The organism is Thermodesulfovibrionales bacterium, from assembly GCA_035686305.1.
Taxonomy (GTDB): Bacteria; Nitrospirota; Thermodesulfovibrionia; order Thermodesulfovibrionales; family UBA9159; genus DASRZP01.
In genome coordinates this window covers 1-12901 of sequence record DASRZP010000143.1, presented here as the reverse complement: position 1 = coordinate 12901, position 12901 = coordinate 1, and the positions used below count along the sequence as shown (strand labels likewise).

Annotated in this window: 14 protein-coding genes; 5 read left to right on the top strand and 9 right to left on the bottom strand. The window is 52.3% G+C overall.

The genetic code is table 11. The features are described from left to right. Positions 1 to 223: 223 nt before the first annotated feature. Positions 224 to 1195: a sulfite exporter TauE/SafE family protein gene (locus VFG09_15385; protein ID HET6516535.1), complete on the top strand. Its 972-nt coding sequence runs from the start codon at positions 224 to 226 to the stop codon at positions 1193 to 1195. A 37-nt stretch (positions 1196 to 1232) separates the two neighbouring features. Here the strand turns inward: VFG09_15385 and VFG09_15380 are convergent, their stop codons facing one another. After that, on the bottom strand, positions 1233 to 2360 hold the full coding sequence (locus VFG09_15380; protein ID HET6516534.1) for a transglycosylase SLT domain-containing protein: 1128 nt from the start codon (positions 2358 to 2360) through the stop codon (positions 1233 to 1235). 348 nt (positions 2361 to 2708) lie between these two features. On the opposite strand from VFG09_15380, the gene queF reads away from it, so the two are divergent. Then, positions 2709 to 3089: a preQ(1) synthase gene (queF, locus tag VFG09_15375; GenBank protein ID HET6516533.1), complete on the top strand. Its 381-nt coding sequence runs from the start codon at positions 2709 to 2711 to the stop codon at positions 3087 to 3089. Between the two features lie 8 nt (positions 3090 to 3097). Here the strand turns inward: queF and VFG09_15370 are convergent, their stop codons facing one another. The 3 genes from VFG09_15370 to trpC all read right to left on the bottom strand — a co-directional run bounded on the left by VFG09_15370 (position 3098) and on the right by trpC (position 6066). After that, positions 3098 to 3709, bottom strand: coding sequence for a phosphoribosylanthranilate isomerase (locus tag VFG09_15370; protein ID HET6516532.1), 612 nt, complete (start codon positions 3707 to 3709; stop codon positions 3098 to 3100). Between the two features lie 190 nt (positions 3710 to 3899). Then, a complete protein-coding gene (locus VFG09_15365; GenBank protein ID HET6516531.1) occupies positions 3900 to 5255 on the bottom strand; it encodes a TrpB-like pyridoxal phosphate-dependent enzyme in 1356 nt (451 codons plus the stop codon). After that, complete coding sequence (trpC, locus tag VFG09_15360; protein ID HET6516530.1) at positions 5227 to 6066, bottom strand: indole-3-glycerol phosphate synthase TrpC; 840 nt, start codon at positions 6064 to 6066, stop codon at positions 5227 to 5229. The genes VFG09_15365 and trpC overlap by 29 nt, the downstream gene beginning before the upstream one ends. Before the next feature lie 79 nt (positions 6067 to 6145). Between trpC and murJ the strand changes: the two genes are divergently transcribed. From murJ to VFG09_15345, 3 genes are all read left to right on the top strand, one after another. Next, a complete protein-coding gene (gene murJ / locus VFG09_15355) occupies positions 6146 to 7717 on the top strand; it encodes a murein biosynthesis integral membrane protein MurJ (GenBank protein ID HET6516529.1) in 1572 nt (523 codons plus the stop codon). Positions 7718 to 7738: 21 nt separating this feature from the next. Beyond that, positions 7739 to 8362, top strand: coding sequence for an MBL fold metallo-hydrolase (locus tag VFG09_15350; protein ID HET6516528.1), 624 nt, complete (start codon positions 7739 to 7741; stop codon positions 8360 to 8362). A 261-nt stretch (positions 8363 to 8623) separates the two neighbouring features. Beyond that, a complete protein-coding gene (locus tag VFG09_15345; GenBank protein HET6516527.1) occupies positions 8624 to 8938 on the top strand; it encodes an RNA-binding protein in 315 nt (104 codons plus the stop codon). A gap of 1 nt (position 8939) precedes the next feature. Here VFG09_15345 and VFG09_15340 read toward each other — a convergent pair whose 3' ends face one another. From VFG09_15340 to purH, 5 genes are all read right to left on the bottom strand, one after another. After that, entirely contained in the window at positions 8940 to 9809 is an 870-nt protein-coding gene (locus VFG09_15340; GenBank protein ID HET6516526.1) for an ARMT1-like domain-containing protein, read from the bottom strand. 48 nt (positions 9810 to 9857) lie between these two features. After that, positions 9858 to 10358, bottom strand: coding sequence for a 5-(carboxyamino)imidazole ribonucleotide mutase (gene purE / locus VFG09_15335; GenBank protein HET6516525.1), 501 nt, complete (start codon positions 10356 to 10358; stop codon positions 9858 to 9860). Between the two features lie 47 nt (positions 10359 to 10405). Next, the gene (gene purD / locus VFG09_15330; protein ID HET6516524.1) at positions 10406 to 11680 is read right to left on the bottom strand and encodes a phosphoribosylamine--glycine ligase; all 1275 of its coding nucleotides are present in this window, start codon (positions 11678 to 11680) and stop codon (positions 10406 to 10408) included. A 1-nt stretch (position 11681) separates the two neighbouring features. Continuing rightward, a complete protein-coding gene (locus VFG09_15325; protein HET6516523.1) occupies positions 11682 to 12584 on the bottom strand; it encodes a protoglobin domain-containing protein in 903 nt (300 codons plus the stop codon). 5 nt (positions 12585 to 12589) lie between these two features. Then, a partial coding sequence (gene purH / locus VFG09_15320) for a bifunctional phosphoribosylaminoimidazolecarboxamide formyltransferase/IMP cyclohydrolase (protein HET6516522.1) occupies positions 12590 to 12901 on the bottom strand: 312 nt, incomplete at its 5' end.

Below are 12901 nucleotides of genomic sequence, written 5' to 3'. Positions count from 1 at the left end.
GAGGCGGAGGACAAGGCCCATGAGTTGCTTCAATCATGACCAGAGCATTGAAAGGATCGTATATGCGGTATTGAATCACCTGAACGAACAGTGGGGGAAAAAGCTCTTAAAGGAATTTACACAAAAAGCTTGACACTACCTGGGATATCGCTTTCTTGAAACAGGCAGAGTTAACAGTGTAGAATTGACCGTCGTCCGAGGCCATCGAGAATGTGGAGGACCCATGGATTTTCTGTTCGCCGTCTCCGGCGTTAAAACGAATCTCTTTCTCCCGCCGCTTGTTGCAATGGTAATCTCCTTTCTTACCTCAATGGGGGGCATCTCCGGCGCCTTTCTCCTTCTCCCCTTCCAGATGAGCGTTCTCAACTACACAGCTCCCTCTGTGAGCGGCACAAACCATGTCTTCAACATCTTTGCTATTCCCAGCGGCGTGTACCGCTACATCAAAGAGGGCCGCATGGCGTGGCCCCTGACATGGGTGGTCATCGCAGGCACACTTCCCGGGGTATTTCTCGGCTACTACGCGAGGGTCCATTACATTCCGGACCCGAGGGCCTTCAAGCTCTTTGTGGGCTCTGTGTTGCTCTTCACAGGCCTCCGGCTCCTTCGTGAGTTCATCAAAGACACGAGAAGGGGTGTTGTTTCAGGCTCCCCATCTCCGGAGGAGAGGTTTCGGGCAAGAGGAGAAGCGGGGAAGAGGCAGGAGGCGTTGAGGCCGGTACCTGTACTTACCCGGGACGCTGTGGTCAGAACGATCTCCCTAAGTCTTACACGCGTCGCATATGAATTCAGAGGTGAACGGTTCTCCTTCAATACCATAGAGATGTTTGGCCTGGCCTTCATTGTCGGGATCATCGGGGGAGCCTACGGGATTGGAGGCGGCTCGATTATCGCTCCTTTTTGTGTTACGGTCTTTCACCTGCCCGTTTATACTGTTGCCGGTGCTGCCCTGATGGCGACGTTCATGACCTCAGTTGCAGGTGCGCTCTTCTTCACTCTCATCCCTGCGGGCAAGGGCATCGCTGCGATGCCAGACTGGCCTTTGGGGGTTCTCTTCGGCCTCGGAGGGTTTATCGGGATGTACTTCGGGGCAAGATTTCAAAAATTTGTCCCGCAGAGGTTCCTAAAACTCATGCTTGGCGCGGTGATTGTCTTTCTTGCAATACGGTATGTTGTTCAATACTTCATGCCATAGCGTGTCGGCACCACGGCAAAAAGATCGGTCCTACAGGCTAATTATTGACGTACCCGTCTTTTCTCGGCAGAGAGGTTACAAGGACCTTCTTGCCACCAAGCCTTCCCCTGCTCTTCTTCGGTTTCTTAAGGGTGGCCTTTTTCACCGTCGCCTTGTCGTCCCTGTCCATGAAAAACTTGTCCCTTGGCGGAAGATAGATCTTCTCTCCGACCTTGAGCGGCTTCAAACCTTCATTGAGTTCAAGAATGACGTTGACCGGAACGCCTGCCTTATTCGAGACCTTTTTGATTGTGTCGCCCTTCTTGACAACATACGTGACAATCGTAAACCGTTCTTTTTCAGGGACGGCATCAAGGTTTTTCTGAAAGAGGTCTTTCTTCCCGTCCGGTATCCTCATCGTATAGGAAAGAACATTCGGGGGAGTGCTCCATCTTCTAAGCTCAGGGTTCAATTCTCTGATGGTCTCGACGCCGACTTCAGCGCAGCGTGCAACGACGTCAAGGTCGACGGGTTTCTCAAGGGTCACCTCGTCGTAGGCAAGGGGAGAATGGTAGTTCAGATTCTCAAAGCCAAAGGACTGGGGATCGTCAGCGATCATTTTCGCTGCGATGAATCTCGGCACATATTCCTTTGTCTCGTTCCTTATGTGCTTCGTGCTCAGAAGATCCCAATAGTCATCGCTCTTTGACCTGTTCAGCGCCTTGAGTATATTCCCCTCACCGGCATTGTAAGCTGCCATAGCAAGGTTCCATGAGCCAAACATGCCATAGAGGTCCTTCAGGTAGTTTGCAGCAGCCTCCGTGGACTTGACCGGGTCTTTCCTCTCATCCCGCCACCAATCTATCTTGAGACCATACCGTTTCCCTGTTGCCGCAATGAATTGCCAGGGGCCGACCGCCCTCGCCACGGAATAGGCATTGGTGCTGAAACCGCTTTCTATGAGGGGGAGGAAGGCGATATCTTCAGGGATATTGTTCGCTCTCATGATCTCCTTCATGAGATCAAGATATTTGCCTGATCGCGCCAGCCAGAGCGAAAATTTCTCCTTTATCCTCTCTGTGAAAAGCGATATACTACTCCGTACAGCCTTTGCCGCCACAGGATTGGACTCGTAGGGGGCGACATCAACAAACTCGACGTTTGTTTCTGATTTTCCACCAGACATCGCGGTCTCGGGTTTTGATTCAGGGCCCTGCGTGAGAAGGGGGGTCTGTTCTGTCTGTCCTTTGTTATGCTCGGCAGAAGACGGTTCAACGGGGGGAGAGTCAGAGCTCCATGTGTTGCCGGAAGCCGCTAACAAGAAGAAGATGACAAGGAAAAACGGAAAGACAATATTGCCGCTCTTACGCATACAGGTTAACTGTAATGAAAAAAGGCCTCTTTGTCAACAAAAAAATCCCTTTTTGCCCTATCAAAAAAGCGAAGTCACTGAAAATAATAGGAAAAAAGTTTTCCCTTCCCAGGCGAAGACGCAGCTTTACAAATTTTCAGCCAAAATGTTAGATTCTTCACCATGAGGTACGGCGAGAAGGCGCTCAAACAGGCGAGTTTGGAGATATGGGACAATCCGTCCCCTGAAAGGGATTACGAGATCTCAATCAGTTTCTCTGAGTTCACCTGTCTCTGTCCGCGTTCCGGATACCCTGACTTTGCGACGGTAAGAATACAGTATGTACCCGACAAGAAGATTGTGGAACTGAAGGCCCTGAAACTCTACCTGAATTCCTTCAGGGGCGTATACATATCTCACGAAGAGGTTACGAACAGGATATACTCTGAACTCACGAAGAGACTGAAACCTCGATTTCTCGAAGTCATCGGAGACTTCAACCCAAGAGGAAATGTAAAAACCGTTATCAGGGTCTCTTCCGAGGAACGAACCACAACACGGTAGCAGCAGGTTCACCGCGCGCTCTTTGCCCTTTCGATGAAACGCCTCAATTTCCTGTGGTCCTTTTTCCCTTTCTCCGCTTCCACCCCGCTGCTCACATCAACAGCATAAGGTCGTACCCATTGAATCGCCTTCTCAACATTGTCAGGGGTGAGCCCCCCGGCGAGGATCACATGCCCGAACTGCTTTGCCTCGACTGCGACATCCCAGTTGAAGGTCTGCCCTGTGCCGCCGTACCCCTCGGGTGAATAGGTGTCAAGAAGAAAGGCAGATGGCCTGCAGCTTTTCAAGGGTTCGAGGTCGCTCAATTCCCTCACCCTGATGGCCTTGATGGCGCGTCCCGCCATCGCACACATCTCAAGGGGTTCGCTACCGTGCAACTGGACCAGGGACAGGGAAGCATGTTTCACCGTCCTTTCGATCACATCGAGTTCTTCATCAACAAATACGCCTACCGTTGTCACAAAGGGCGGTAACTGGAGTATGATGTCTCTGGCCTCCTCAGGAGAGATGTATCGCGGACTCCCTTTATAGAAGACAAATCCGAGAGCATCAGCGCCGTAGTTGACTGCAACGAGGGCATCGCCGATGTTTGTTATGCCGCAGATCTTGACTTTCACCATTAAACTCCCTGCAGATCGCTAGGATACGTCGATTACGCCGGCAAAGCGCACAGGCATGTTGAAGAAGATATTATGCCGGAGAAGAACAATGCCTTTCAAGCACAATACCTCAGAGGCCGACTGCAGGTCAACTGGCGATGGCTCAACACGTTATGGCTTGCCAGGCACTAAGAGTCTATGGATTATGCGATCAAGCGATGACCGGCAGCTTTGCCAGGGACTCGTTGATCAACTCTTCAGGATACGCATAGTCTTCCAGCTTGCCCGAAAGGTAATCAGCATAGGCCGCCAGATCGAGATATCCATGACCGCTGAGGTTGAAGAGTATCGTCTTCTCCTTGCCTTCAGCCTTGCATTTCATCGCTTCTTCCAGCGTGGTTGCTATGGCGTGGGCGCTCTCTGGTGCAGGGATGATTCCCTCTGCCCTCGCAAATGTTACTGCGGCATGAAAAACAGCAGTCTGGCCGCATGCCACACCTTCGATCAAGCCGTCATGATAAAGCTGGCACAGGAGCGGTGCATCAGCATGGTACCGCAATCCGCCGGCGTGAATTCCCGGAGGTACGAAATCATGTCCCAGGGTGTACATCATGAGAAGGGGGGTAAGACCGGCAGTATCACCAAAATCATACCTGAACTGACCCTTCGTGAGTGTAGGGCATGAGGTGGGCTCAACAGCGATCACCCGCACCTCCCTGCCGTTGATCTTATCGTGGAGGAAGGGAAAACTGATCCCTGCCAGGTTGCTCCCGCCTCCGCAACTGCCGATGACAATATCGGGGTAGTCGTTGATGATCTCAAACTGCCTCTTTGCCTCCTGGCCGATGATCGTCTGATGAAGGAGGACATGGTTTAAGACTGAGCCGAGGGCATAATTCGTGTCGCTGTGAGTAGCAGCGTCCTCAACAGCCTCCGATATGGCAATCCCGAGACTTCCCGGACATTCAGGGTCCGTTTCGAGGATCTTCCGTCCTGCCTTTGTGACCGATGAAGGACTGGCATGGACGCTTGCTCCCCATGTCTCCATGGCGATACGTCTGTAAGGTTTCTGGTCATAACTCACCCTGACCATATAAACCGTAACTTCAAGGCCGAAGAAACTCCCGGCAAGGGCCATGGACGACCCCCATTGACCTGCACCTGTCTCCGTTGCTATTCGCTTCATGCCGGCAATCTTGTTGTAATAAGCTTGAGGAATCGATGTATTCGGCTTATGGCTCCCGGCGGGGCTGACGCCTTCATATTTATAGTAAATCTTGGCAGGGGTACCGACGGCCTTCTCGAGCCTGTGAGCCCTGTAAAGGGGGGACGGCCTCCAGAGCGTGTAGATATCAAGGACCTCTTCGGGAATGTCGATCCACCGCTGTGAGGAGACTTCCTGTTCGATAAGGGCCATGGGGAATATGGGGGAAAGGTCTTCAGGACTTATGGGCTTCTTTGTCCCGGGATGGAGAGGCGGCTTGGGGAGATTCGGCACATCTGCCATGATGTTGTACCACTGCTTCGGTATCTCTTTGTCAGAAAGTACGACCTTCGTTTCCTTCATACTGTCCTCCGTGGAACTGCAACGTTTGTGTTCGGCTCCTCAACTCATCGATCTTCCTGCCGATATCTCCCGACTTCATAAGAGACGTGCCGATGAGCATGGCATCTACCCCGGCCTCTTCCAGCCTCAGGACATCCTCTCCCGTCTTGATCCCGCTCTCGCTAACCGAGATTCTGCCGGGGGGCATCGCTCTCTTCAGCAGGAAGGTGGTCGTTATATCAATCGCAAGGGTCTTCAGGTCCCTGTTGTTTATGCCGATGATTCCTGCATCCACCGTTAATGCCTTATCCAGGTCGCGGAGATCATGGACCTCAAAGAGGACCGACAATCCGAGTTCCCGGGAGAGATGGAGATATTCCTTCGCCTGCGATACCGTGAGCAGTGCCGCTATGAGGAGAATTGCGTCTGCCCCGTATGCCCTCGACTCGTACACCTGGTACTCATCGATGATAAAATCTTTCCTCAAAACAGGCCTTGTCACTTCTTGCTTGACGGATGGGATATAATTGAGATTACCTGAGAAGAAATCTTCCTCTGTTATGACGGAGACCGCATCAACGGCCTTTTCCTCATAAATCCGCGATATACCGATCAGATCAAAATCAGCCCTGACAATCCCCTGCGACGGGGACGCCTTCTTTATCTCTGCTATGAGCCTGATGCGGCCGGCCCCCCTCCTGACGGCGCCTTCAAAATCCCGTGATCTTTCGATGTCACCGATTCTCGACCTGAGATCACTCAGGCGGACTTTGCCCTTTACTGACGCCAGCCGTTCCCTCTTCCTCTCAGCGATTTTGTCAAGAAAGGACATCTCTGAATTGTAAGGGAAGCAACAGGATTTTTACAACACTGCCAAATCCCCCTTCTCCCTTGTGATATAATTGCCTGATATGAACGGAAAAGGCAGGATAGCAAGGGCGGCAGGTGTGATCTCCCTTGCGACCCTGTTCAGTCGCATCCTTGGCTATCTTAAGGACATGATCCTCGCCCGGTACTTCGGAGCAACAGGGCTCTCCGATACCTTTTTTGTGGCCTTCAGGATACCGAATCTCCTGAGAGAACTCTTTGCTGAAGGTTCGATGTCATCCGCCTTCATTCCAGTCCTCACCGAATATCAGACGAGGCATGGGGACGAGGAAGCACGGCGGCTTGTGAGGATCACCTTCACCTTCATCCTTCTCCTTGTCGGCTTGCTCTGTTTGGCAGGAATCATCTTTACTCCGGCAATTGTTGCGGTGATTGCTCCTGGGTTCCTCGGCGCACCTGAAAAATTTTCCTTAACCGTCTCCCTCACGAGGACGATGTTTCCCTTCCTGCTCTTTATGAGTCTGGCTGCCCTGGTGATGGGGGCCTTGAACACGCGAAGGGTTTTCTTTATACCGGCCCTTGCGCCTGCCTTCCTCAACATCACAACAATCATGGTAGTCCTTCTTCTCGTGCCGCTGTTGAAACAGCCCATACTCTCGGTCGCCCTTGGTGTCACTCTCGGAGGATTTGTCCAGTTCATCTTCCAGCTTCCCTCTTTCTTCAGAAAAGACTTTGACCTTAGGTTCGATACCGCATTCAGTCATCCCGGGCTGAGAAAGATGTCGATGCTCATCTTGCCCGCAACCATGGGGTTGGCCGTTGCCCAGATAAACATCTTTATCAGTACAATTCTTGCCTCCTATCTCCCGCAGGGCAGTATCACCTATCTCTATTACTCGATGAGACTCATCCAGTTCCCCGTAGGGATCTTCGGCGTTGCAATGGGCATGGCAGCCCTGCCTGCCTTGTCGGAACATGCCGTAAAGGGCGATATCGAAAAGCTGAGGGAAGATTTTTCCTTTGCCCTGCGGCTCCTCTTTTTTGTCACCATCCCGTCTATGACAGGATTGATCGCATTTCGTGAACCGATCGTGAACACCCTCTTCCAGAGGGGGGCCTTTGATTATAGCGCCACAACCGGGACTGCAGAGGCACTCCTCTTTTACTCTCTCGGCATATGGGCAATCGTCGGCGTCAGGGTCGTCACCGCGACCTTTTATTCCCTGCAGGATACCAGGACGCCGGTAAAGATAGCCTTAACTGCCATGCTGACAAACGTCGCCATGAGCCTTCTTTTGATGGGCCCCCTCAAACATTCGGGCCTGGCCTTTGCCAATGCCATCGCCTCAGGGGTGAACTTCATGCTCCTCTTCTATTTTCTGCGGAGACGTCTGGGCCGTATTGATACGAAAAGGATACTCCGGTCTCTCCTGAAGACATCAGGGGCGTCATTCGTGATGGGGGCTTCAGGGTGGTTCATCCTTCAGGGAAGACTCTGGCAGTCTTCCGGAAGACTTCCTGAAAAGACCCTCTACCTCACGGTGACGCTCGCCTTCTGCGCCTTCATCTTTTTCGTGATCTCTTTTTTAGTTAAAAGCGATGAAATGGATTATATTTACAGGACCTTCAAGAATAAATTCGCTTCAAGATTTTGAAGGGAACGAGGGGAGGCTTCCATGATCATTAGGCACATTGCTGTCGGACCCCTGCAGTCAAACTGCTTCGTCATCGGTGACGATGCCATGAAGAAGGCGATGGTGATCGATCCGGGGGACGAACCTGACAGGATCATTGAGACCGTTAGAACAGCAGGACTCAATCTCGACTATATCATCTGCACCCATTCACACTTTGACCATGTTGGGGCCCTGCCGGAAGTGAAAAGGGAGACAGGTGCCAAAATTGTCATTCACAAAGATGACCTTGAGATATATCGCTCGGCCGGAGAGATGGCTGCCTTCTGGGGATATGACCTTGATCCCCTTCCTGAGCCTGATATGTTTGTGAATGAGGGTGACGAGATAAGGCTTGGCACTCTCACCTTCAGGGTACTCCATACGCCGGGACACAGCCCAGGCGGGATCTGCCTCTTTGGTGAAGGTGTCGTCATCACAGGAGACACGCTCTTCGCAGGCGGCGTCGGCAGAACTGATTTCTACGGAGGAGACATGGAAAAGCTGAAACGGTCCTTTCAGAGACTGATGTCACTTCCCCCGGAGACCAAGATCCTTGCCGGCCACGGACCGAGTTCAACCATCGGCAGAGAACGAACAGCGAATTTCTTCGCCGGAGAGATTTGAGTCTTTCTTGCAGGCTTCGGGAAGTGATCATCGGCGATTGTCCGCCCGGCAGTCGAGGGGTTCTCTTGCCTGAAGCACGGCAAGCCTCCCTTATTGACCTGAGGGGACTGAATTATTTACTTGACAAAGATCGTATTTACTGGCATATTTAGCTATCATAGGCATGAGATCATGCGCGCGGAAGAGTTCTCTTAGGAGCGTTGTCTTTTCAGGACCCGGCCCCAGGCTTCTGGCGCTGGGATTTTATTTTCAGGAGGAAGGATGGCCACGAAACTTTACGTAGGGAACATTTCGTTCCAGGCATCGGAGGATGACTTGAAGGATCTCTTCTCGAAGGCAGGAGAGGTCGTATCGGCGAAGATGATCACCGACGCTGCAACCGGCAGGTCACGGGGGTTCGCCTTCGTTGAGATGAGTTCCGAATCAGAGGCCCAGAAAGCTATTTCCATGTTCAACGGGACGAGCTTTCTCTCGAGGAACATCGTTGTCAGTGAGGCAAAACCGCAGGAGAAGCGGGAGAGAGGACCGAGAGAGCGGAGCGGCTTTGGCAGCAGGCGCCCGGGAGGGAGAGGATAGCTCAGTCTTTTCTGCCCAGAGCAAGTCTGGATATCGAGAAGATCATAGAACCAAGAGACAGACCCAGTTCCTTGGAAACCACTTCGCACTTGGACTGCAGCAGGTAAAATATCGTCTTTTCAGGGTCTGACAGGGTCTCAAAGTTTGCCTGCCCCTTGCTGAGGACAAGAGACGCATCCCGGTATCTCTGCCTGAAATCATGGGACGTCCATTCGAAAATGGTCCCAACCCCGTCAGAACCGTTCTCGATAACCTCACAGACCCCGGACAGGCCGGTCTCAAAGGCGTCCTCAAGGGTACAGTCGTTTATGACTGGAGAGCCTTTCACAACGGCCGTCACCTTCTTGCCCGCGGACTGGATTGTCTCGATGAGGATCCTGTCGAAGACGATCTCACCGGCGTTATCAAGAAGATAGAGGACCTCACCGGCATCAGCAAGGGCACCCCTGAACACCAGAGAGTCATCAACGACAGGCGGACAGCTCAATGATCTTTCGATGGCACCTTCAATATCGACTGAAGTGAATATGCCAAAGTCAATCACGTTCCCTGCAATGGCAAGTCTCACTGCTGTCCGGAGAGGATCGTCGCTTTCCCTGACGATCTTCTTGAGTGAGGGATAGAGTCTGAGGGCGATCTGGTTATACTCAGATTTTATCTCGCTGAAGGGGTCCCTCTCTAACAAGTTCCTGATCTTTCTGTGGATAAAGCTCGTTGTGTATGCGGGAGGCCTTGAGGTATCGGTTTCCCGGATATCCTCCAGAACCGCCTTGAGGATCTGTTCCTGAACCCTTCTGTCTCTGGTCCCGCATCTGAGGGCAATAAGGGATTGTCTCAGGAAACAGGGGAAGCAGTCGAGATGGACCTTCATTCTGCGACCATGGTACGCAGCAAATTCGGCGGAGACAGGGCAGAGATGTCACATGCGCCTCTTTTCAAGGGCCTCTGCCTTCTTGTTCACTTCGGCAGCCATCCGTCTCTTAAAAGCGCGGAGTTTCTTCGCCATACTGCCGTCCTTCCTGCCGATAATCTCCGCGGCAAATATGGCCGCGTTTCTGGCCCCCGCCTTTCCCACAGCCATGGTCGCCACCGGAATACCAGGGGGCATCTGTACGGTACTGAGGAGCGCGTCGAATCCCTGCAAAGGTGATGAGTTTATCGGAATGCCGATCACAGGCAGAACCGTATGGGATGCTACAACCCCTGCGAGATGGGCTGCTGCGCCGGCTGCGGCAATAATCACCACTATCCCCCTTCTCTCTGCGCCGGCAGAGAGGCTCAGCACGCGCTCAGGAGTTCTGTGAGCAGAGGCTATGGTCATCTCGTAGGGGATCCCGAATTCCTTGAGGGTCTTCGCCGTCTCCTCGACGACAGGGAGGTCAGAATCGCTCCCCATAATGATCAGAACCTCCGGCTTCATTGGCCCTCCTGCCACTCGTCTCCTTCTCTTTTCCCGACCCATGACCTTCAAGCCCTCTTCAGGGCACGGTCCGCGATATCCTTCCGGTAATGCATCCCGTCAAAATGGATCTTCTCTATTGCCCGGTAAGCCTTTTCGCGTGCATCCCTTATATCAGATCCCACTGATGTTACGCCGAGAACCCGCCCCCCCGCTGTCACGAGATTCCCGTCTGCAAAGGACGTTCCTGCGTGAAATACAAAGACGTCCCTTTCATTCTTGAGGTTATCTAGACCCGATATCACCAGGCCCTTCTCATAGCTGCCCGGATAACCTTTCGACGCAAGAACCACACAGATCGAGGGCTCTGGCCTCCATTTGATTTCGAGACCAGAAAGTCTGCCATCGATCATTGCAAAGGCGATATCGACGAGATCGGTCTCAAGTCTTGCTAACACCGGCTGTGTCTCTGGGTCTCCGAGTCTGCAATTGAATTCAAGTACGTAGGGCATGGCCTTCCTTATCATGAGGCCTGCGTAAAGGATTCCCCGGTATCGCATTCCCTCGGCCTTCAGACCCTTGAGGACCGGCCACATCACCTTTTCCATGACCACCTCTTCCATCTCCTTGGTAACGACAGGGGCCGGGCTGTAAGCACCCATCCCTCCGGTGTTCGGTCCCCTGTCATTATCAAAAACCCTCTTGTGATCCTGAGAGCTCGCCATAGGAACGATGGTGTTTCCATCGAGGAATGCCATGAACGATGCCTCTTCCCCTTCCAGACATTCCTCAACAACCACCCTGTCGCCGGCTTCACCAAAGGCCTTTTCTTTCATGATGAGCCTCAGGGCCTTCAGCGCCTCATCCATCGTGGCCGCGACAAAAACGCCCTTTCCTGCTGCGAGGCCATCGGCCTTAATCACAATCGGCGTGCCCTTCATTCGCACATAATCTTCAGCAAGGAGATAGGAACTGAAGACCTTGTATTCGGCAGTAGGGATTCCGTACCGTTTCAGGAAATCCTTTGCGAAGACCTTGCTTGACTCTAACCGGGCCGCATCCTGAGTGGGGCCGAGTATCTTAAGCCCCTCTCTTTCAAAGGCATCCACAATACCCCTTGAGAGGGGATCTTCAGGGCCGACAATCGTGAGATCAACCCACTCGTATCTGGCAAAATCTACGAGGGCGTCAAAATCATTACTCCCTGCCTCTACGCATTCGGCTATCTCGGAAATGCCTGCGTTTCCCGGAGAACAGTAGATCTTGTCTACGTGCTTTGACTGCGAAAGTTTCCATACGATCGCGTGCTCCCTTCCACCGCCGCCTATGACAAGGACCTTCATGTCACCTGCTCCTCTCCTCTGCCTTGGTAACAAGCCAGAATACGACGCCGAGCACCAGAATGAGCGCAATGTAATAGTAATGGATCTCATGCGTCTCATTCTTCAGGGTCAAGATGAGTGCCTCCCGGATAAAGGCGACAAGGGCAACCCCGATAAAGACGCTGATATAGAACTTCCCGCCCTTCAGGTGCGCAATCTCGGTGTTCATGAGCTCTACCATCACCCAGAGGATGAGCAGCGAACCGAGCGCTGTTATTATACCATGTTCAAGATTGCCGGTTATGAGCCTGTAAACGTCGGAAAAGAACAGCCCCACGACACCCAGTGTCAGACCGATGAGGGCAAGGACAAGGATAAAGTTCGTCGTCTGGGAAAACCCTTCGGAAAACGTCACGAGGGCATTCTTTACGCGGTAGGCCCTGCTGAATGTCCTCAGCTCCTCTTCAATATAGGAAGAGGTTATGACGTCAAGGTTAATATCGAGGATCTTTTGGAGGGATATCAGAATCTTTGTCCGCTCTTCGCCATCATCGATATCGATCGCGCCGCTAATGACACGCGTGCAGAAGTTCCTGAGTATGTTCACTGCCCTGTTCATAAAGTGGGCATCGACCGAAACCCTCACATGTGTCTGTCCGATCCGGATCAGCCTTTCGTAATACTGGGTATCGTACCTGCCTGAAAAGAGATCGATGAACCAATACCGGTGGGCTGCAAATACCCTTTTCCTCCTGCTCTCCTCTGCGAAAAAAACGGCTGTCTCCTTTGTCGTCAGTATCCAGGAGTCGAGAGACTCCATGGCTCCGTCAACATTGTCAGCCATGAGACCGCTGAGAGAGCTGAGCCTTTTTTCATCCTCTTCGGTGAAATCGTAATGTTTCTTTATCTCTTTAAATGATCTCATGGTATCTACCCTTGGGTAAGGCTGTTCTTGCCGGGATTGATGCCATTGAGATAACCTGAGATCACCGTGTCATAGCGTGCGGTATGGGCAAAGACCTTTTTTGCAAGGTTAAATTTCGTCTCCCTGCTCACTTCACCCTTGGATGACTCCATCTCCCTGATAATCTTTTGATAATCCTCGGGGTCTACCACAACCGCCACGTCCCCGAAGTTCTTCGCAGCCGCCCTGAGCATTGTCGGTCCTCCGATGTCAATGTTCTCGATAGCCTCTTCAAAGGTCACGTTTGGTTTCGAAATCGTTTCTTCGAAGGGATAGAG

Coding starts and splice junctions, on each gene's coding strand:
- VFG09_15340 (HET6516526.1), bottom strand. CDS start 9,809: ATGAAGGTCCATCTCGACTGCTTCCCCTGTTTCCTGAGACAATCCCTT.
- VFG09_15365 (HET6516531.1), bottom strand. CDS start 5,255: ATGAAGGAAACGAAGGTCGTACTTTCTGACAAAGAGATACCGAAGCAG.
- queF (HET6516533.1), top strand. CDS start 2,709: ATGAGGTACGGCGAGAAGGCGCTCAAACAGGCGAGTTTGGAGATATGG.
- VFG09_15345 (HET6516527.1), top strand. CDS start 8,624: ATGGCCACGAAACTTTACGTAGGGAACATTTCGTTCCAGGCATCGGAG.
- VFG09_15350 (HET6516528.1), top strand. CDS start 7,739: ATGATCATTAGGCACATTGCTGTCGGACCCCTGCAGTCAAACTGCTTC.
- VFG09_15380 (HET6516534.1), bottom strand. CDS start 2,360: ATGTCTGGTGGAAAATCAGAAACAAACGTCGAGTTTGTTGATGTCGCC.
- purE (HET6516525.1), bottom strand. CDS start 10,358: ATGAAGCCGGAGGTTCTGATCATTATGGGGAGCGATTCTGACCTCCCT.
- VFG09_15385 (HET6516535.1), top strand. CDS start 224: ATGGATTTTCTGTTCGCCGTCTCCGGCGTTAAAACGAATCTCTTTCTC.
- trpC (HET6516530.1), bottom strand. CDS start 6,066: ATGTCCTTTCTTGACAAAATCGCTGAGAGGAAGAGGGAACGGCTGGCG.
- murJ (HET6516529.1), top strand. CDS start 6,146: ATGAACGGAAAAGGCAGGATAGCAAGGGCGGCAGGTGTGATCTCCCTT.
- VFG09_15370 (HET6516532.1), bottom strand. CDS start 3,709: ATGGTGAAAGTCAAGATCTGCGGCATAACAAACATCGGCGATGCCCTC.
- purD (HET6516524.1), bottom strand. CDS start 11,680: ATGAAGGTCCTTGTCATAGGCGGCGGTGGAAGGGAGCACGCGATCGTA.
- VFG09_15325 (HET6516523.1), bottom strand. CDS start 12,584: ATGAGATCATTTAAAGAGATAAAGAAACATTACGATTTCACCGAAGAG.